This window comes from Aquiflexum gelatinilyticum (genome assembly GCF_024741135.1).
GTDB classification, from domain to species: Bacteria; Bacteroidota; Bacteroidia; order Cytophagales; family Cyclobacteriaceae; genus Cognataquiflexum; species Cognataquiflexum gelatinilyticum.
Map to the genome: position 1 here is coordinate 870,398 of NZ_JANSUY010000001.1, position 20,853 is coordinate 891,250.

12 protein-coding genes are annotated in these 20,853 nt (G+C 42.0%); all 12 read left to right on the forward strand.

Annotated elements, in window-relative coordinates:
- Positions 1-36 precede the first annotated feature (36 nt).
- The 12 genes from NU887_RS03715 (at position 37) to NU887_RS03770 (ending at position 20,728) form a co-directional block, all read left to right on the forward strand.
- Complete coding sequence (locus tag NU887_RS03715) at positions 37-642, forward strand: RNA polymerase sigma factor (protein ID WP_258422001.1); 606 nt, start codon at positions 37-39, stop codon at positions 640-642.
- 232 nt (positions 643-874) lie between these two features.
- Complete coding sequence (locus tag NU887_RS03720) at positions 875-1,921, forward strand: FecR family protein (protein WP_258422002.1); 1,047 nt, start codon at positions 875-877, stop codon at positions 1,919-1,921.
- A gap of 154 nt (positions 1,922-2,075) precedes the next feature.
- A complete protein-coding gene (locus tag NU887_RS03725; RefSeq protein WP_258422003.1) occupies positions 2,076-5,450 on the forward strand; it encodes a SusC/RagA family TonB-linked outer membrane protein in 3,375 nt (1,124 codons plus the stop codon).
- A gap of 12 nt (positions 5,451-5,462) precedes the next feature.
- On the forward strand, positions 5,463-7,004 hold the full coding sequence (locus tag NU887_RS03730) for a RagB/SusD family nutrient uptake outer membrane protein (RefSeq protein ID WP_258422004.1): 1,542 nt from the start codon (positions 5,463-5,465) through the stop codon (positions 7,002-7,004).
- 27 nt (positions 7,005-7,031) lie between these two features.
- Complete coding sequence (locus NU887_RS03735) at positions 7,032-8,114, forward strand: LamG-like jellyroll fold domain-containing protein (protein WP_258422005.1); 1,083 nt, start codon at positions 7,032-7,034, stop codon at positions 8,112-8,114.
- Positions 8,115-8,186: 72 nt separating this feature from the next.
- Positions 8,187-10,145: a glucoamylase family protein gene (locus NU887_RS03740; protein ID WP_258422006.1), complete on the forward strand. Its 1,959-nt coding sequence runs from the start codon at positions 8,187-8,189 to the stop codon at positions 10,143-10,145.
- Positions 10,146-10,260: 115 nt separating this feature from the next.
- Complete coding sequence (gene bglX, locus NU887_RS03745) at positions 10,261-12,561, forward strand: beta-glucosidase BglX (protein WP_258422007.1); 2,301 nt, start codon at positions 10,261-10,263, stop codon at positions 12,559-12,561.
- 305 nt (positions 12,562-12,866) lie between these two features.
- Positions 12,867-14,513: a sulfatase family protein gene (locus NU887_RS03750; RefSeq protein WP_258422008.1), complete on the forward strand. Its 1,647-nt coding sequence runs from the start codon at positions 12,867-12,869 to the stop codon at positions 14,511-14,513.
- 6 nt (positions 14,514-14,519) lie between these two features.
- Positions 14,520-15,713, forward strand: coding sequence for an alpha/beta hydrolase family protein (locus NU887_RS03755; protein WP_258422009.1), 1,194 nt, complete (start codon positions 14,520-14,522; stop codon positions 15,711-15,713).
- A 360-nt stretch (positions 15,714-16,073) separates the two neighbouring features.
- Positions 16,074-17,219, forward strand: a complete 1,146-nt coding sequence (locus tag NU887_RS03760; RefSeq protein ID WP_258422010.1) for an aminotransferase class V-fold PLP-dependent enzyme — start codon at positions 16,074-16,076, stop codon at positions 17,217-17,219.
- Between the two features lie 74 nt (positions 17,220-17,293).
- Positions 17,294-17,704, forward strand: a complete 411-nt coding sequence (locus NU887_RS03765; protein WP_258422011.1) for a rhodanese-like domain-containing protein — start codon at positions 17,294-17,296, stop codon at positions 17,702-17,704.
- A 267-nt stretch (positions 17,705-17,971) separates the two neighbouring features.
- A complete protein-coding gene (locus NU887_RS03770; RefSeq protein ID WP_258422012.1) occupies positions 17,972-20,728 on the forward strand; it encodes a M14 family zinc carboxypeptidase in 2,757 nt (918 codons plus the stop codon).
- The last annotated feature ends 125 nt before the right edge of the window (positions 20,729-20,853 follow it).

Genomic DNA, 20,853 nt, shown 5'->3' on the forward strand with positions numbered 1-20,853 from the left:
CCTTTAACTTTAAATATTATTCAGAGTAAACCCAAAATGCAAGACCTCCAAAATAGCAGAGAATTTGAAAACCCTTTCTCCTTTTCCAAGGACAATGGGCATTTAGCTGATGATGCTTCAATTTGGAACCTTTTTAAATCCGGAAATGAGTCTGCATTTATAAAAATATATGAAAGCAATTTTGATCGGCTTTATGCTTATGGGCTGAGGATTACCAAAGACAAAGACTTGGTCAAGGATTCTATTCAGGATCTTTTTATTGAATTGCGAAAAGGAAGAAATAACCTTGGAAACACCGATAATATCAAGTTTTACCTTTTCAAATGCCTCAAAAGAAAGATCATCAAGGAATCGGGTAAATGGTACTCCAACCTTGAAGACATCAATGACAATTATTTTTTTTCATTCAACTTTTCTCATGAACACCATCTGATCAACAGACAGATAGATGAGGAACAGGTTATGAAATTGGACCTTGCTGTCAAAAAACTCAGTCCAAGAAAGAAGGAAGTGATTTATTATTTTTTTTATGAAGGATTAAGCTACCAACAGATTCAGGAAATCATGGGTCTTGAAAATATCAAATCCGCAAGAAACCTGATCTATAAGGCATTGGATTTTTTGAGAGAGGTGTTAAAATAGGTTTTTTGAGGAATAACAGAATTTTTACCAAAGTAAATCAGTGATTTTAGTAAGAATAATCCCAAAGATTATAAGCACATACTTTTTGTATTTAAGTATTTTTAGTAATTGGTTGGTGGCATATGTTCCTAAAAAAGGTTAAACCTTCGTTCAAATTTTTTTAATTTTTTTAGGAAAGATAGGTGTCATTTGAGCTTTTTTTTTCTTTTGGTTTAAAGTAGGGATCATCAATATGAGCAAAATTGAATTTTTCTTGACCAACCCTGAATTCGTTCGATGGGTCAAGGAATCTGATAAAGATTTGGATGAATATTGGGAAATGTGGATGGAGGCCAATCCTGAAGCATTTCAGGATATTTTGGCAGCAAAGGAAATCATATCTTCAATAGATTTTGGGAAAATCAAACCTGAGGCCGGTGTCAAGGAAGATATTTTATCCAAAATTTTGAAAGACTACGAGATTGAAACCAAAAAGCAAATGTCTGTTGGAAGCGTTCAGAATACACAGAAGAAGGGACTTTGGGACAAGTTTGGTCAGGTGCCGAGAATCGCGGCTATCTTGTTTATTTCCCTTTCGATTCCAATGTATTTTTTGAAATCAAACCTCGAAAAGTCAGAAGAAATAGTTGAGGAAGTCATTCCGACTTTGGTAAAAAACATAGCCAAAGGAGAAAAATTGAGTTTTACACTTCCTGACGGGACAAGGGTCTGGCTCAACTCAGGTTCGACCATAGCTTATCCCGAAAAATTTGGGGCAGATCAGAGGCTGGTAAAAATGGAAGGTGAGGCTTTTTTCGAAATCGAGAAAGACAGCTTAAGACCCTTTCGGATTGTGTCAAACGGTTTTGTAACCACCGCTTTGGGGACATCCTTTAACCTAAAGGCCAAAGAAACCTCAGGCTTACAAGTTTCTTTAATCACTGGAAAAGTGAAAGTAGAGGAGGAGATTTCTAGAGTGGAATTCTTTCTTGAACCCGGATTGGAGTTTCTCGATGATAGAAAATCAGGAAAAAGGACAGTCAGAAAATTCAAAGCTGAAAATGTTCTTGCCTGGAAGGAAGGGAAAATCATTTTTCAGAATGCGGGTCTTCCTGAGGTTGTTAGCGCATTGGAGGATTGGTATGGTGTAGAGATCAAGTTGGTCAATTCAGATAAAGTGACCTGGAAGTTTTCCGGCGAATACCAAAATCAAATATTAGAAAATGTACTTAACAGTATGGCATTTATTGAAAAATTCAAATACAAAATAAATGGTAAAAATGTAGAAATGATATTTTAACAAACTATGGTAAAAAAAGACAGCTCATAAAAAAAGCCGACAGATTGGGAAATCTATCGGCCCGATTTGGTTTTTTGATGTAAAACATTGGGGAATGAAACCATCAAATCACCATGCTTAGTGAATAGTTCAATTCAATAAACCTTTCAATAATATGAAAAATAATCTACAGAAGATAATATATATGTTATCCAAATTCTTCCTATACGGGTTTATTGTCCAGTTGCTTGTACTCAATTTTACATTTGCTACAAATGCCAACGGACAATACAAAAGCATAGATGAGGTAAGTATCAATTTCCAAAAGAAGTCTTACAGCCTCGGTCAGTTTTTTAAGCAAATAGAAGGTCAGACTTCTTTCAGGTTTTCTTTTGACAAAAGAGATGTTGATGCTTCGATTCCAATTGTCCTCACCCAAAAGGAAGGGACAGTTGAAGAGTTTTTAAAAGAAGCAGCAGTACAGACAACCCTTTCTTTTCGTCAAATCAATAACAACATAGACGTCAGAAAGGAGACCACGCCAAAGCCGATGGTGAGTTCCGAAAGAGTGGAAATTACTGTTTCAGGGATTGTATATGATGATTTAGGGTTGCCATTGCCAGGTGTGACCGTACTACTTGAAGGAAAAGGAACAGGGACGGTTACCGACATTGATGGCAAATATTCCCTCTTGGCAGAGCAGGGTGATGTTTTGGTTTTCTCATTTGTGGGATTTGTCAAGCAATCAGTTACCATCGGCACTTCCAATATTATCAATGTCAATCTTGTCCAAGACACTGATTCTTTGGAAGAATTTGTAGTCATAGGTTATGGTGCATTGAGGGAAAAGGACCTTACCTCTGCCATCACCACCATCAAATCAGATGTGATCGTAAAAACGCCTGCAGCCAATGCTATGCAATCTTTGCAGGGACGTGTGGCAGGTGTTCAGATTGTCAGCAATGGAGCACCGGGTGCAAGTCCGACAGTTAGGGTTAGAGGGGTAGGTTCCTTTGAAGGTAATGCAGCACCACTTTATGTGGTAGATGGCATGTTTTTCGAAAACATTGACTTTCTTAATCCAAATGACATCGAAACCATTTCTGTTTTGAAAGACGCTTCTGCTTCAGCAATCTATGGTGTCAGGGCTTCTAACGGGGTGGTTTTGATTGAGACCAAATCCGGCGGATATAACCAAAAAACCGAAATCGTCTACGATGGCTACTATGGGATGCAGGTTCCTCAGAATGTATTGAAAATGGCCAATACACAGCAGTTTGTCCAATATGTAAATGAAACAGGGGCACCTGCGGACATCGCTTTTGTCAACAATGCCATGCAACGATATGGCAGAAGCCGTATCGATCCCAACCTTCCTGACGTCAATACAGATTGGTATGCGGAAATCATGAGTCCGGCCGCCATCCAAAATCACAATCTTTCTTTCAATGGAGGTGGTGAAAAGACAAGGTACTCCATAGGAGCAAGTTATTTTGACCAAAAAGGCCTTCTTAACGATACAAGAAACGAATTCAAAAGGATCAATTTTAGAACAAAAATTGATTCAGATATAAATGACCGTTTAACTGTTGGGACTAATTTCAATTTCAGCGTCGCCCAACAATTCAATGGAGATGATGGAGCATGGTTTAGGTCTTATTTTGCTGTTCCGATCATTCCTGTTTTTGACCCCCTCAATGCGAATGCATCACCATTCCAACTGTCGAATGCGCAACAGATCGGATACAGGGGAAATCAAAACCCATTCTATAGCTTATTGTATTCGGACAATAGAAATCAAATCGGAAAGGTTTTGGGAAATATTTATGGAAACATAGAGATTATCCCAAGCAAGCTTTCTTTCAAAACTGCATACAATTACAGTTTGGAAGTAGTCAATACCAGGAATGTCGGATTTGATTATAATGATGGAGTGACAGCTTTTCAATCTTCCATCAGAAGACAGAATTTCTCAGGCTTTGATCAGATTTGGGATAACTTCTTCACTTACACCGATAACTTTGATAAGCACAATATCACCGCTGTGGTAGGTCAATCATTCCGGAGTGAATACAGCGAAATCCTCTTTGCCCGAGGTACAGGCATCACGCCAATTCCGGACAGAAGCCGGGAGCACTTTTGGTATATTGACAATGCCACAAATATCGACATCAACGATGTAGGTGATGGGGGTGGAAATACCATCAATTCCCGATTATTCTTCATGTCTTATTTTGCTAGGTTAGCCTACAATTTCGATGACAAGTACTTGGTCTATGGAACTTTCAGAAGAGATGGTAATAATAAATTTCAAAAGAAATGGGGTAATTTTGCCACTATAGGTGCCGGTTGGGTATTGTCCTCTGAGGATTTTTTCAATGTCAGTGGTATAGACTTTCTCAAGCTGAGAGCATCTTGGGGACAGCTTGGTAATGATGGCATCCGACCTTCAGTAGGTGCACCGACATTGGGTGAAACCAACACAGCCATCAACGATGTATTGACTATCGGTAGAAATCTGAACCCAACTTTTGACTTGATCGATCAATGGGAAACTACTGTGGAGCAGAACTTTGGATTGACTTCAAGATTCTTTGAAAACAGACTTTCTCTTGAGATGGATTATTTTATCCGTGACACTAGAAACCTTGCTGTCAGTATCATTCCGCCTGTTTTCAGAGCTACCGAAAGAAGGTCAGTAGGTGAAATCAGGAACCAAGGAATAGAAGTAACCCTTAATTGGGAAACCAGATTGAACGAAAATTTCTCTTATTTCATTGGTGGTAATTTCGCCACATTGAAGAATGAGGTCCGGGGACTTGGTGGAGCAGATGGCTTGGATGGCGGTTCTGCCGAATTCCGACAGAGATCGATCATCGGTCAGCCTTTTCAAGCCTTTTATGGTTATCAGGTCAATGGTGTTTTTCAAAATCAAGAGCAGATCAACAACAGTGGCTACACGCCTGAATTTATCGCTTCTACCAATTTGGTACCAGGAGATTTCAATTTCAAAGACCAAAACGGTGATGGAGTCATCAATGACCAGGATAGGGTGGTGTTAGGTTCCTTTTTACCAAAATTGACCTATGGCTTCAATATGGGTTTCACCTTCAAAAACTTTGATTTTGCAGCTTTGATCCAAGGACAGTCAGGTTATGATATCCTTAACAGGAAAAGAGGGGAAATCATATTTACAAACGATACCAACCTTGATGCCGAATTGATCGAAAACTTGTGGAGAGGCGAAGGTACTTCAAACAAATACCCTTCTGCAGCAGGTTTGAGAAAAGGTTGGAACCAGAATATGAGTGACTATTTTGTTGAAGACGGTTCATACTTCAGAATCCAAAATGTCAGATTATCCTATTCTATTCTAGAAAAGCAGCTTTTTGGCCTATTGATGCCAAATACAAGGGTGACCTTTACCGCAGAAAGACCGCTGACGATCTTCAATTACAACGGGTTTAATCCAGAGGTGGCAAATGGAATTGACCGTCAGGTGTATCCGATTCCTGCCATCTATACTTTGGGTCTGAATATCAAACTCTAAACCGAAAAAATCATGAGAACTTCAAAACATATAAAATATATACTGTCCATGGCAATGGTGATTTTCTTCACCACTTCCTGTTCAGATCTCTTGGACGAACCCCTAGAAAACCAGATTATAGCAGAGAACACTGACTATACTCAGTCTGAAAATATGGTCTTGATGCTATATGGTGCCTATGCTGAATTGAATTCACTTCAGTGGGAAACACTTCCTATCATAGCTGTAAGAGGAGATGATGTCAATGCAGCTGGAGATCAGTTTCCATTGCTAGAAACAGATGCATTCAGATACAATAGAAATTTTTGGATGTACAATTCGACTTGGCTAAACCTTTACACTGATCTGCTTTATTGGCATGGTGCCATGGAAGAAATCCAAAAATACCAAGACGCCGGTGCAAGTGCCACTACTGCGCAGCAGTACATTGCTGAAATCAAAGTAATGAGGTCATTTGAATTGCTTCAGCTGGCAAGACTTTGGGGCAATATCCTGATTACAAGATCTTCCCAGCCAAGTGATTTGTTCAACGTGGAGGTGTCTACATTCCAGGAAGTAATGCAGCATATTTCGGAGCAGATGGATGAAGCTATTCCACTGTTGCCTGCAGTCCATCCCAATCAGCGTTCTGATGTAAGAGGTGGTATCACCAGATTTACAGCTTTGGCGGTCAAGGCAATGGCCAATCTGGAATTGAAAGATTACCAAGCTGTGGCAGATGCCACCGGACAGGTCATCAGTAGTGGTTTGTTTGAACTGGAGCCTGATTACTACCAATTGTTCAAAATTCCGGGAAAATTAAATAATGAAAATGTTCTGGAACTTCAATACTCTGATTTTGGGACACCGACAGGTACTTCGACACGTTATCTATGGGATTTCTTTGGACCGGCAAGCTGGACTCCGGCAAGATCAGGTGCAGGTGGAGGATGGGGTTTCTGGGAGCCAAGCCAGAAATACATCAAGTTTATGCTTCAGAGAGGAGAGCAGGAAAGAATTCAGACTTCAGTCTTATTTACTCCTGCCGGCATGGCGGCCATTCAGGCAGATCCAAACTTTGCCACTTTGCCAAGCTGGGTTTCCAATGTGACACCTGATGGTGATGTATTCAACAACCACCCAAGGTACCTTTTCTTAAGTGGTAAGTTTTATTTGCCTTCTACCCAACTGACCCAAGGAAGATTTACCTATGGTGAAAATAAAAATCTTCCTGTCATCAGGTATTCGGAAATCTTGCTGATGCATGCAGAAGCATTGGTCAGCGGAGCAAACAGTTCGGTGAGATCAGCTGATGCCGCCGTCAATGAGGTAAGGGCGAGAGTAGGGTTGAATCCCATTTCAGGAGCAAACCTTGACGTAGTTTTGGATGAAAAATATGCGGAGTTTGGTACAGAGTGGGGTATCAGATTCTATGATCTGGTAAGACATGGACGTACTACAGAGTTGAATTATGATGGCAGAAACTTCCAGTTGAATATCCATAGGTTCCTGCCTTATCCTCTTGAGCAGCAAGATATATTGCCGCAAATCAAAGGAGCTTCAAATCAGGGATAGAAATTTGTCAATCAAAAATCTGAAAAAATGAAAAATATAAAATTATCAATCATAGGATTGCTTTTGGTCAGCTTTGGCTGTACCGATAGTTACATAGATGAAATAGTAAGGGTTGATCCGGGACCGGATGTAACTGCTCCGGAGGTGAATATCAGTTTTCCTCTTGAAGGTACTTTGATAAGGGTAGTGGAGGACGTCACTCCGATAAACATCAATTTTGAAATCTTGGATGACATCGAAATCGAATCTATCCAAGTAAGTTTGGATGGGACGCAAATTGCTTCATTTGAGGAATTCTTGGATTTCAGAAGATTTGTCAAAACCTACACTTATCCAAATCTTTCCAATGGCAACCATGTCCTGACCATTACAGGAAAAGATACCTCCGGAAAAACGACCACCAAAACGGTCAATTTTGAAAAAGTGGAACCTTATACTCCTGTATATGATGGGGAAATTTTCTACCTTCCATTTGATGGAGATTACACGGAATTGGTCACTATCACCAATCCGACTGTAAACGGTAATCCGGGATTTGCCGGAGGGGTAATTGGAATGGCTTATTCAGGAGCTAACAATGCCAATATCGCATTCCCAACTACAAACTTGCAGAACCCTGAATTCAGTGCTGTATTTTGGTATAAAGTAAATGGATCACCTGACCGTGCAGGGATCATGGTGATGGGTCCACCGGACACTAATAATCCAAATAATATGAACAACAGAACAGGAGGTTTCAGATTATTTAGGGAAAATGCGGGTGGCAAACAAAGAGTAAAACTGAATGTAGGCAATGGTTCATCAGACAATTGGTTTGATGGAGGTCCTGCTGCAGATATCGATCCTGCAGCCGGAGAGTGGGCGCACGTGGCATTCACCATCTCAGGAAGCAGTTGTGCTGTATACATCAATGGACAGGTGGCTAGCCAAGGTAATTTTTCAGGTGTGAGTTGGGCAGGATGTAATATCCTTTCTATAGCTTCCGGTTCACCCAGATTTACTGAATGGGGACACTTGTCAGATGGAAGTTTGTTTGATGAGCTCCGAATTTTCAATAAGGCGCTTACCCAAACAGAAATCCAAACCATCATCGCAGCCGAAAAACCATAATCTTAACACAAGTTTCTATTAATTGAATGAGGATTCCTAAAGTCAGGAATCCTCATTTTTCTGTCTTCGTTTATGAAAAAGCTCCTTTTTTTATTTTATGTCCTTTTGATTTTCAGTTGTGATGAAAAAGAAACGGATGCTACAGCATTAACACTTGATAAAGTAGAAATCGGAGACATACAGATTAATCTGACTGGGACAATCTCCGAGAATCTACCTTTTGACCGTCCCATTACTTTGGGTTTTTCTTTACCTATAGATCCATCTACGGCTGCAAATTCTATTTTTCTTCTTGAAAATAACCAAGCAGTAGACATTAGCATTAGCTTTAATTCCGGGAATAAAAACGTTGTGATTTTCCCTGTAGGTATCCTGAAAACAAACACAGAATATACCATTTCTATATCAGGAGGTATTAAAGGAACTAACAATAGTACATTTGCTGGTAAAGAAATCAAATTCAAAACCAATGCAGGAGACCTTCAGATTCTTTCTTTGGTTTTTGAAAATTCCGAACAAACCAAAACAGGCAAGACAGTCAATGTTCCTTTGAATTTTTCGCTGAACATAGATTTTTCCGGTCCTGTCCACCAACAATCTTTGATTTCAGCCACCAAAATTACTGGTGCTTCCGTACCGAATCTTCAATTTGCTTTTTCCGATAATGACAAAAAAGTTACTATTACTAGTTCAGCGCTATTGAATGATTTGACCAAGTTCACTTTCGAAATATCCAATGCATTGAAAGGTGCCGAAGGTCAAGGATTTGCCGGAGTAAAAAAAGAATTCTTCACAAGTCATCGCCCGGACAATGCTTTTCCTGTTATTTCTGAAGAAGAATTGCTCACTAAAGTACAGGAGCAAACCTTCCGGTATTTTTGGGATTTTGCCCATCCCAACAGCGGTATGGCAAGGGAAAGGAACACCTCAGGAAATCTTGTGACTTCTGGAGGAACAGGATTTGGCTTGATGGCTATTTTGGTAGGGATAGAAAGAGGATTCATCACCCGCCAACAGGGCATTGAAAGGATTGTCAAAATCACAGATTTTCTTGGGCAGGCAGACCGCTTCCATGGCGCTTGGGCCCATTGGATGGATGGGAATACCGGAAAAGTAATCCCTTTCAGTGCCAAAGACAACGGAGGGGATTTGGTAGAAACAGGATTGTTGGTACAGGGATTATTGACTGTCAAGGCCTATTTGAATCCAGGTATTCATTCGGAAAATTCTTTGACCGAGAAAATAGATGTGCTATGGCGGGGTGTGGAGTGGGATTGGTACACCCGCGGAGGTCAGGATATTTTGTATTGGCATTGGTCACCGGAATTTGGTTGGGACATGAACCTACCCATCCGTGGATACAACGAATCACTCATTGTCTATGTTTTGGGAGCAGCTTCACCGACGCATCCCATTGATTTGTCAGTGTATGAAAAAGGCTGGGCAAACAACGGGGCCATGAGAAATGGAAAAATGTTTTATCAGATTCCTTTGCCATTGGGATATGATTTTGGCGGGCCTCTCTTTTTTGCCCATTATTCGTTTCTCGGATTGGATCCCAGAAACCTTTCTGACCAATATGCCAATTATTGGATCCAGAATGTAAACCATTCCCGAATCAACCAAGCCCATGCCATCAGCAATCCACTTGGTTTTGCAGGTTACTCGGAGTCAAGTTGGGGATTGACAGCAAGTGATAACCATCTCGGATATAACGCCCATTCTCCGACAAATGACCTTGGGGTGATTTCGCCCACCGCGGCTTTGTCCTCTTTTCCTTACACGCCGACCGAGTCCATGAAGGCGCTCCAATTTTTCTATTACAAAATGGGAGAAAAGCTTTGGGGACAATACGGATTTTATGATGCATTCAATATTTCCGAACAGTGGTACGCCGATTCGTATTTGGCCATAGACCAAGGTCCGATTATCATCATGATAGAAAATCACCGATCTGGTTTATTATGGGATTTGTTTATGAAGGATCAGGAAGTTCGTGCTGGATTGGATAAGCTTGGGTTTAAATATTAATGGATCTTCAGCATTTCAAAAAATTGATAAAGGAAATGCCTCTATAAATCCCGATATTAGATTGGTATTCTATGTAGTAAGATTTTGTTTAGCACACCTTAAAATAACCATCAAGATGAAAAGATTTCTTCAGCTTTTGATTTACCCGGCGGCATTCACTTTGGTATTGGCTTGTAATCCATCGAAAGGCGACATGTCTTTGGAGGAAATGTATACCCATAAAGCCGATTCTATCATTGCCATCATGACTTTGGAAGAAAAAATCGGGCAGCTGAATCTTCCCGCCTCCGGAGATTTTACCACAGGTTTGGCTTCGAGTTCTAATATCGCAGAAAAGATCAAAGCAGGAAGTGTAGGTGGATTGTTCAATATCAAAACCGCTGAAAAAATAAGGGCTGTTCAAAAAATTGCGGTAGTAGAAAGCCGTCTGAAAATCCCATTGATTTTTGGGATGGATGTCATCCACGGATACGAAACCCTTTTCCCGATTCCGATCGGAATGTCAAGTATTTGGGATATGGAATTGGTAGAGAAATCGGCACGTATCGCTGCCATCGAAGCTAGTGCAGATGGGATCAACTGGACTTTTTCGCCGATGACGGATATTTCCCGTGACCCAAGATGGGGAAGGGTATCTGAGGGTAGTGGTGAGGATCCATACCTAGGCGCACAGATTGCCAAAGCAATGGTCAAAGGCTATCAGGGAGATGACCTCAGCCTGAACAACACGATTATGGCCTGTGTCAAGCACTTTGCCTTGTACGGTGCACCGGAAGCAGGAAGGGATTACAACACTGTCGACATGAGCCGCATCAGGATGTATAATGAATACTTTTTACCCTATAAAGCCGCGGTGGATGCCGGAGTTGGATCGGTGATGACATCTTTCAATGAAATCGAAGGCGTACCTGCCTCAGCCAATAAATGGCTGATGACGGATGTCCTGAGGGACCAATGGGGTTTCAATGGTTTTGTGGTGACTGACTACACTTCTATCAATGAAATGGTTGAACATGGAATTGGTGACCTGCAAAAAGTATCAGAACTTTCACTCAAGGCAGGTGTAGACATGGACATGGTGGGAGAAGGTTTTTTGACCACGCTAAAGCAGTCTTTGGATGAGGGAAAAATAACAGAAAAACAGATAGATGATGCTTGCCGGAGGATACTGATTGCCAAATACAAGCTTGGTTTGTTCGATGATCCATACAGGTATGCCGATCCTGAGCGTACAAAGAAGGAAGTGTTTAATGCGGAACACCGTCAAGTTGCAAGAGAAATTGCTGCCCAATCTTTTGTGTTGCTCAAAAACAAAGACAATATTTTACCTATCCAAAAGAAAGGAACCATCGCCCTCATTGGGCCGCTTGCCGACAACAAGGAGAATATGGCCGGAACTTGGAGTGTGGCAGGAAGATTTGACCAAGCTGTTTCTTTGTCTGAAGGATTGAGGAAAGCTGTTGGAGACAAAGCAAATGTCATTTATGCCAAAGGTGCCAATGTGGTGGCCGATTCTTTATTGGAATCCAGGGTCAGCATTTTTGGAAAACCAACTTACCGGGACAACCGCCCGGCAGAGATGCTCATTCAGGAAGCTTTGGCCGCTGCAAAAAATGCAGATGTCATCGTGGCAGCTTTGGGTGAATCGGCGGAGATGTCAGGCGAATCATCCAGCAGGACTGATATCGAACTTCCCGAAAATCAAAGGGATTTATTGAAGGCATTGCTCAAAACGGGCAAGCCTGTTGTGATGGTCTTGTTTACGGGAAGGCCTTTGGCTTTGACTTGGGAAGAAGAAAATGTGCCTGCGATCCTGAATGTATGGTTTGCAGGAAGTGAGGCGGGGGATGCCATCGCCGATGTGTTGTTTGGAGATGTCAATCCATCCGGTAAACTCTCCGCTACTTTCCCCCAAAATGTCGGTCAGATCCCAATTTATTACAACCACAAGAATACCGGCCGACCACTTGGTGAAGGACAGTGGTTCTCAAAATTCCGATCCAATTACCTCGATGTTTCCAATGAACCGTTATTTCCTTTTGGATTTGGTCTTAGCTACACCGATTTCAATTATGGTGAAATCAAATTAAGCGGAACTGCTCTCCAAGGCGACCAAACATTGACTGTAAGTGTGGAACTCACCAATTCCGGTAAGTATGATGGTAAGGAAGTAGTCCAATTGTACATCAGGGATGTTGTGGGTTCAGTGACCAGACCTGTCATGGAATTGAAAGGTTTTCAAAAAGTGCTGTTGAAATCCGGTGAAACCAAAACCATAACTTTTGAAATTACGCCAGAGGACCTCAAATTCTATAATTCTGACCTGAACTTTGCCTGGGAACCGGGTGAATTTGAAATCATGGTCGGAGGAAACTCTCGGGATGTGAAGAAGGCTAAGGTTGATTGGAAGGAGTAGGTGGAAGTATTCAGTTTTCAGTGATCAGTTTCCAGTCGCAGTTTGCAGAACAGTTACTTTTGAGGTTTTTTTTGAACATCGAAGGTATTTAGGAAGAATGAAGTCACTCTTAATAAACAGTATCAGCAGTGGCTTAGGAGTCTCAGCGAGAGGAACAATTTAATTTCATCTTCCAAATAAAAATCGAATTAAAAATCCTGCCCAATATCCGAATGGATAAATAGGCAGGATTTTTAATTGTTTGTTTTGCACTTGTTTATTTTCAGTATTTGACGGATATTATTGCTTTACAAACCCAATAAACCATGAAAATCCGTCTTTTTTTATTAATCCTATTTTTTCACTTTTCTCAAATCTCATTTTCCCAATCTCCCGAAAAGCCCAATATCCTTTGGATTTCGGTGGAGGATATCAGTCCGCTGTTGGATGTGTATGGTGACAACAGCATCAAAACACCCAATATCAGCCGATTAGCCAAGGAGGGGATTGTGTTTACCAATGCATTCGCTACAGCGGGGGTCTGTGCACCAAGTCGGAGCAGCATCATTACGGCGATGTACCCTGTGAGTATCGGAACTCATAATATGCGCACAGGCCCTCATTATGCTTACCGGGAACCTGAGGCTGAGGTATACCAGACCTACTACAAACAGAAAGACATCAATGGAAAAAATGTCCCTGAATATGCGGCTGTTCCCCCTCCATTTGTCAAAGTCTTTACCGAATACCTTCGTGCTGCAGGTTATTTCACCACCAATGCCGCCAAGACCGATTACCAATTCAACTCCCCTTTAACCGCTTGGGATGAAATCGGAAAGGAGGCACATTACAAAAACCGGGCTCCCGGTCAGCCATTCTTCGCTGTTTTCAACCATGAAATAACCCATGAGTCGCGGGTTTTTGGAAAGAAAGCCGATCCAATGCTTTCAGATACTCAGAATATCAAAATACCCACCTATTTCCCGGATTTGCCTGTGGTGAGACAGGACGTCGGGCGTGTTTATTCCAATATCATGGAACTTGATCAGCAGGTCGGGACATTGCTGAAGGAACTCGAGGATGCAGGATTATTGGAAAAGACCATCATCTTTTTTTGGTCGGATCATGGCGGACCTTTGCTGAGGCAAAAGCGAGCCGTCGGGAATTCGGGACTGCGTGTCCCGTTGATCGTCCGCCTGCCAAATGGGCAAATGGCCGGAACAAAAGTAGAAGACATCGTTTCACTGATGGACTTGGGACCCACGGTGATGTCATTGGCAGGAATTGAACCGCTGGAGTACATGCACGGCAAAGCTTTTTTGGGAAAATACAAAATCAAAAACCCACACCAATATGCCTTTGGTTCTGCTGACCGTTTTGATGAAGCAGTGGACATGAGCCGCTCCGTGATAGATGGGAGATTCGTTTATATCAGGAATTTTCGTCCGGAATTGCCGCTGATTTATCGAAACGCCTACCGGGAGCAGATTGACATGACCAAGGCGTTGATAGAAATGGAACAAGAAGGAAAGTTGACAGGAGGGGCGGCTTATATTTTCATGAAAACCAAGCCGCAGGAAGAATTGTATGATTTGGCCAAAGATCCTTACGAAATCCACAACCTTGCCCAATTGCCTGAATACAAGGAAAAGCTGATGGAAATGCGTACTGCCTTGAGCAAGTGGCAATTGGAGGTAAAAGATTTGGGATTTGTGCCGGAATCTGATTTAGTCAATATGATGTGGCCGGGCATGGTTCAGCCTGAGACAGCAAAGGTTGTATTTGAAAATTCAGGAGGAAAAATGGCTTTGACCTCTGCCACCGAAGGAGCAAGTATCGCCTATCAGGTGGATGATGAAATAGGAGGGAAGCGATGGAGGTTGTACCATGAGCCTATTCCTGGAGCCAAAAACATTGCCGCTAGGGCAGTTAGAATCGGATACAAAACCTCTGAAATCAGCCATTTTAAATAAGCCAACATGAAACCGAAAATCAGTTTTCTCCTTTTGCTTCTCTCTTTAACAATGAACCTTATGGCACAGATCCCTGCTAATTATGACGAAAGCAAAGTTCCTGACCTGGTCTTGCCTGATCCATTTGTCAGCCTTAAGGGAAATCCGATACTGACCGTCGAGGATTGGGAAAATATCCGGAGACCTGAGATTTTGAGGCTTTTTGAGCAAAATATTTATGGACAAGTTCCAAAGGATTTTGATACAATTTCTTTTTCTGAAGTAAAGGAAAAGGATAATGCGTTTCCTGATATAGCAATTTTTAAGGAGATTGATATTCTGGTTATGCGTAATGGCAAAAGCCATAAGATGCGTTTGAATGTATATATCCCCAAAAAAGGAAAAGGACCTTATCCGGTTTTTATGCTGATCAACCACAGGTATCAAGAACCTTTGAGCGAACTGGGTGAAACAGGATTTTGGCCAATTGTGGATTTGATTGAAAAAGGATATGCTACTGCTTCATTTGATGTAGATACAGTTGCCCCAGATGATCCTGAAACATTTACAGAGGGAATTCTTAAGACACTTTATCCTGAACAATTGAGTAAGAAAGACGGAATGCGAGGATTGGGAGCATGGGCTTGGGGAGCAATGCGGGCGATGGATTATTTTGAAAATGAGCCTTTGATTGATGCTAGCAGAGCGATTTTGGTAGGACATTCTCGGGGAGGAAAAGCCGCCCTTTGGGCAGGAGCCAATGATACCCGATGGGCAGTTACTGTCTCAAATGAATCTGGTTGTGGAGGAGCGACATTGTCCAGGAGAAAGTTTGGAGAGACTGTCCATTTGATCAATAACGGTTTCCCCTTTTGGTTCAGTGAAAATTTTAAAGCATTCAATGGCAAAGAAGAGATGTTGCCAATCGACCAACACATGTTGGTTTCATTGATCGCGCCACGGGCGGTTTATTTTTCCAGTGCAAGGGAAGACAGGTGGGCAGACCCCAAAGGTGAGTACCTTTCTATCAAATTGGGAAGTAGGATATATCCATTGATTTATGGCAAAGAAGTTAATTTTCCATTAGATTTTGAGGAACAAAAAGAGCCAATAATTCAACCATATGCGGGCTACCATATCCGTGAAGGTAGACACAACCTTACCTTGGAAGATTGGAGTAGTTTTATGGATTTTGTGGAAATGAATTTTGGGAAAAAGTGAGTTTTTAAAAACCATAGTAGGTAGTCCATAGTTTGTCAGTTTCGGTCTTTGGGTCTTTGAGGGAAATATTTTGAAACTGCCTTCTGTCTTTGGGTTTAATTTAAAGATTTCTCTCTTCGTTCGAAATGACAAGTGAAGGTTTTTCCCGCCGCAAGCCATTATGTGACTTTAAAGTTTTATTTTTTTTCCTTTTGCGCTTTTGCGTCTTTGCGTGAGTAAAATCGTATGTTCTTTGTGGCTCTTTGTCTTAATGAGCTTTTTATCGTTTTGCGTCTTTGAGTCTTTGCGAGAGACATTTATAATTTTCCTTTGTGCCTCCGTGTCTTTGTGGGCTGTATTTTCTTTCTTTGTGTCTACCTTATGAAAAACCAAAAACACCTTTTCCAACTCCCTGAGGACATCCATTATCTAAATGGCGCTTACATGTCGCCTTTGCTACGGTCAGTGGAAGAAATCGGCATTGAGGCATTGATCCGAAAGAGAAATCCCACTAATATCCAACCAAAGGACTTTTTTGAAAATGCCGAGATCCTCAAAAGCAATTTTGGGAAGTTGGTAAACTGTCAGGCAAAGCAAGTCGCCATCATCCCCGCTGCTTCCTATGGATTGAGTACAGCGGTCAACAACCTTCCTATAGACAACGGAAACACAGCTTTGGTGGTCTCTGACGAATTTCCGAGTGGTTATTATGCGATTGAGAAATGGTGCAGAGACAACCATAAATCCCTCCAAACCATCAAAGCACCTGAGACTTTGGAAAGAAGAGGTGAGAAATGGAATAATGCAATTCTTGAAGCAATCAATGATGATACAGCTGTAGTTCTCATGTCGACGATACATTGGACGGATGGGACACTTTTTGACCTTGCCGAAATTGGGAAGAAGTGTAAAGAGCATGATGCTATATTCATTTTGGACGGAACACAGTCTGTTGGCGCTTTGCCGATCGATGTGGAAGCATGTCAGATTGATGCGCTGATTTGCGCAGGGTACAAATGGCTGATGGGGCCTTATTCGATCGGTTTAGCCTATTATTCGGAGTGTTTCAATAATGGGATTCCATTGGAGGAAACTTGGGTCAACAGAAGCAATGCCCAAAATTTTTCCGGCTTGACCAATTACGTGGATGATTATGCTCCTGGTGCAGGGCGATACAATGTCGGCGAATACGGCAACTTTATCCTGCTGCCGATGATGAACGCGGCCGTCGAGCAGATTTTAGAATGGAAAACAGAAAACATCCAATCTTACTGCCATAAACTTACCCAACCTTTGATAGCCTTCCTGAGAGAAAATGGCTATTGGGTAGAAGAGGATGAATTCAGGGCAAAACACCTTTTTGGATTTTTATTGCCTCCTGCTATTTCTCAGGAGACACTGCTTCAAAAGCTGCAGGAAAACAAAATCTACGTCTCAGTCCGCGGCAAGGCCATCCGCTTTTCTGCCCATTTGTACAACACAGAAGAGGATATTGCCATGCTGATCAGGACCTTGGGGGAGGTTTGACTTCTCTTTGTGACTTTTGTCCGCAAAGGTCAATTTGGTTTTCAAGTATATTTGTATCCCAAAACCCAAGCACTATGAAATACCTTGTCATTTTCCTTTTCGCCCTTACTTTCTTGGGCAGCTGCAATTCAAAAACTTCTGACAACGCTGAGGTCTCAGGTAAAGTGGAAGAAGTCGATGCAGTTACTTTCAAAAATCTTATTGCTTCCGGAAATGGGATAGTTTTGGATGTGAGAACTCCTGAGGAAGTGGCCCAGGGAATCATTCCTGATGCCTATGTGATCGATATATACCAAAGTGGATTTGAAGAAAAACTCCAAAGCTTACCCAAAGACAAGGAAGTCTATGTCTATTGCGCAGTAGGGGGCAGAAGCAGACAAGCCGCAGATATTCTTTTGAACAATGGATTTTCTAAAGTCTATAACCTCAGTGGAGGTATTGTGGATTGGAGGAAAAATGGGTTTGAAGTGGTAAAACCCGATTAAAGAAGCAAGAGACGAGAAGCGAGAAACTAGAGTCGGGAGGCAAGAGACGAGAAGCAAGAGATTAGAGCACGATCCTGACAAGATCCTATGGTTGCTTGCCTGGGTTCCATTCAAAAACTCTAGAGTAATCCCCTTATTTTTTTTAACCAAATAACCTTTAACCCAATATCCCCATAGCCACCTTCCAAAATCGGCCTCCCAAATAAATTCCCACTTTGGGTTCTGTATATTTTTTGTAGCTTGAAATTTCATTTAAATCCAACCACCATGAATAGATTTTATCGCTTTGGGGTATTGCTTTTTTTTATAGCGGTACTTCCCCTGAAGGCACAAAAAATCGATGAAGTTTACAACCAAAAAATCAGGGAATTTACTACAGACAAGCGCTTTCTTCCTGAATTCCTTCTGGATATAGTTGATCATCCAAAGATTCCCTCACCGCTCAAACATTTTGGCCATATCATCGGAGCAGAGGGACAACTTCACCGCTCTTCCGAAATTTATGGCTATTACCAAAAACTCGCGGAAACTTCCCCTTTGGTCCACATGCAGGAGATGGGAAAAACCGAAGAGGGTAGGCCTTTCTATCTGATTGTTATCGGGAATGAGGATGCAATTAAGCGGCTTGATCATTACAAAAGCCAGTTGGCAAAATTAGCGGATCCCCGAAAAACAAGCCCTGAACAGGCAGAGACCATTATTTTGGACAGTAAGCCTGTGTATTATGTCAGTGGCGGAATGCATGCCACCGAAATGGGTTCGCCTGAGATGCTCATGGAATTGGCATACCGATTGGCAACTTCCCAAGCCCAGGATATCAAAGATATCCGGGACAATGTAATCACTGTCATCAATCCAATCTCCGAACCGGATGGCTTGGACAAGCAAGTGGATTGGTACTATCGCTATACCAAAGGAAGGAAAGAATTCGACGATGGATTTCCCCGTTCTTCTCCTTATTGGGCCAAATATGTTTTCCATGACAATAACAGGGATGGTTTGCAGGTTTCGCAGGAAATCACCAAATCCATCTTCAAGGGCTTCTTTGAGTTCCATCCTACGGTGATGCTTGACTTGCACGAGTCGGTTCCCTTGTTGTACATTTCTACAGGAACAGGTCCTTATAATGATTTTGTGGACCCGATTACTGTCAGCGAATGGCAGATTATGGCCAACCATGATGTGGCAAAAGTTGCTTCTGAAGGTTTGCCGGGAGCATTTACCTGGGCATTTTATGACGGTTGGTGGCCGGGTTATGGCATTTGGGTAGCGAACAACCACAATTCCAACGGCCGCTTTTATGAAACTTATGGCAATGCCGGAGCAGATACTTACCTGAGAGATTTGAGCAATGCGAGATTTGCTGGAGATCTTGTCACTTCCAAAGAATGGTACCGTCCTGATCCTGCCACAGGAAAGGTTTATTGGTCATTTAGAAATAACATCAACTATACCATGACCGGGGTCATCGCATCCCTGTCCTATGCCGCCAATAATGGTAAAATGCTGCTGCAAAATTTCTATAAAAAAGGATATAACAGTGTCGAAAAGGGGAAAACTGAAGGTGCAAAAGCTTTCACCATCGCCAAGGACCAACGTGATCCTGTCATGGTGGCTTACCTTGCGAAGCAGCTGATGCTTCAGGGTATCGAAGTCCATGAGTCAGATAGTAATTACGTGGTATTGTCAGAACAACCGTATAGAAATCTTGCAGTGTCACTTTTGACCCCGCAGGCATATCCCAAAGACGCCAAATATCCACCATATGATGCGATCGCGTGGACTTTGCCATACCTCTATGGCGTAAAGGTAGTATCCAAAGACAGCATTGATTTTGATATTTCCTCACTGAAGTTGCTGGCAGAAAATCCAAAATATGTAGGAAAGGTCGATGGTCAGGGAAGTACTTATTTATTGGAATACAAAGCACAAAATACCGTGCTTTCGGCTTTGTATGCCGTCAAAGCTGCCAATAAAAATGCTGAAATCACCATTCTTCCCAAGCAGACCGTTGTCGATGGAGATACCGTTTCGGCAGGAGCCATTTTAATCAAAAAAATCAATGCTGACCAAGCCCGAAAAATAGCTTCGGATTTTGGATTGGATCTGAAATCAGGAGGTGCCGATGTCTCTGCGGCGGATCAGCAGGCTGTTAAATTGCCGAAAGTTGCCATCTACCACACGTGGTACAATACCCAAGATGAAGGTTGGTCGAGGTATACTTTCGAAGAAAGAGGTATTCCATACACTTCAATTGACAAAGATGACTTGAAGGCCGGCAATTTGAAAACCCGATTTGATGTCATTCTGGTGCCAAGGGTAAATGGTAATGCCAAACGTTTTGTGCATGGAGTGGATAAGAAATTTGGACCCATGCCCTTTACCAAAACTGCAGAGTTTCCATCCCACGGCTTTCCTGATGCGACGACAGATATGACCGGCGGCCCCGGATTTTTGGGAGTGGACAATTTGAAAAAATTTGCGGAAGAAGGAGGATTGCTTATCACTTTGGATAATTCCAGCACCATCATGTCAGAGCTTGGTATCATTTCCGATTTGACTCCTGCCGATCAGGGTGCCTTATTCCATCCCGGTTCTATCGTCAATGCCAAAGCGAGGAATACAGGCCATCCGGTAATGTATGGGTATCCTGAAACCTTCTCCATTTTCCGTGGAAATGGGCCTTTGCTACAAACTGACAAGTATAACCGTAACCTGATGCTCGTGCAATACGGTAATAAACCATTGAAAGATGAACTGGAATTTGAAGGTCCGATAATGGGGATGCCTGATAAGCCCAAAGTGGAGAAACCTGCCAAATCCGAAGGAAAAGATGTCCCTTATGTGGTTGCCGGTATGGTGAGAAATGAAGATAAAATCATCGGTCATGGCGCTGTCTTTAATGTTCCTGTCGGAAAAGGAAACGTCCTTGCCTTTACTTTCGATCCTCTCCACCGGTACCTCAACCATGCCGATGCCCCGATGGTATGGAATGCCATCATCAATTGGGACAGGATGAGATAGCAATAATACCTCTTGAATTGAATCCTGCAGAAATTTTAATCTATGGTGAATTTACTTTCCCTTGATTTCTAATTTCTGCGGGATTTTTGTTCTCAAATAATCTTTGGTCTGGTATTTGGGTATTG

Excerpts from the sequence above, each read along its gene's own strand:
- NU887_RS03735 (WP_258422005.1), top strand. The coding sequence starts at position 7,032 with ATGAAAAATATAAAATTATCAATCATAGGATTGCTTTTGGTCAGCTTT.
- NU887_RS03725 (WP_258422003.1), top strand. The coding sequence starts at position 2,076 with ATGAAAAATAATCTACAGAAGATAATATATATGTTATCCAAATTCTTC.
- NU887_RS03755 (WP_258422009.1), top strand. The coding sequence starts at position 14,520 with ATGAAACCGAAAATCAGTTTTCTCCTTTTGCTTCTCTCTTTAACAATG.
- bglX (WP_258422007.1), top strand. The coding sequence starts at position 10,261 with ATGAAAAGATTTCTTCAGCTTTTGATTTACCCGGCGGCATTCACTTTG.
- NU887_RS03730 (WP_258422004.1), top strand. The coding sequence starts at position 5,463 with ATGAGAACTTCAAAACATATAAAATATATACTGTCCATGGCAATGGTG.
- NU887_RS03750 (WP_258422008.1), top strand. The coding sequence starts at position 12,867 with ATGAAAATCCGTCTTTTTTTATTAATCCTATTTTTTCACTTTTCTCAA.
- NU887_RS03760 (WP_258422010.1), top strand. The coding sequence starts at position 16,074 with ATGAAAAACCAAAAACACCTTTTCCAACTCCCTGAGGACATCCATTAT.
- NU887_RS03770 (WP_258422012.1), top strand. The coding sequence starts at position 17,972 with ATGAATAGATTTTATCGCTTTGGGGTATTGCTTTTTTTTATAGCGGTA.
- NU887_RS03715 (WP_258422001.1), top strand. The coding sequence starts at position 37 with ATGCAAGACCTCCAAAATAGCAGAGAATTTGAAAACCCTTTCTCCTTT.
- NU887_RS03720 (WP_258422002.1), top strand. The coding sequence starts at position 875 with ATGAGCAAAATTGAATTTTTCTTGACCAACCCTGAATTCGTTCGATGG.
- NU887_RS03765 (WP_258422011.1), top strand. The coding sequence starts at position 17,294 with ATGAAATACCTTGTCATTTTCCTTTTCGCCCTTACTTTCTTGGGCAGC.
- NU887_RS03740 (WP_258422006.1), top strand. The coding sequence starts at position 8,187 with ATGAAAAAGCTCCTTTTTTTATTTTATGTCCTTTTGATTTTCAGTTGT.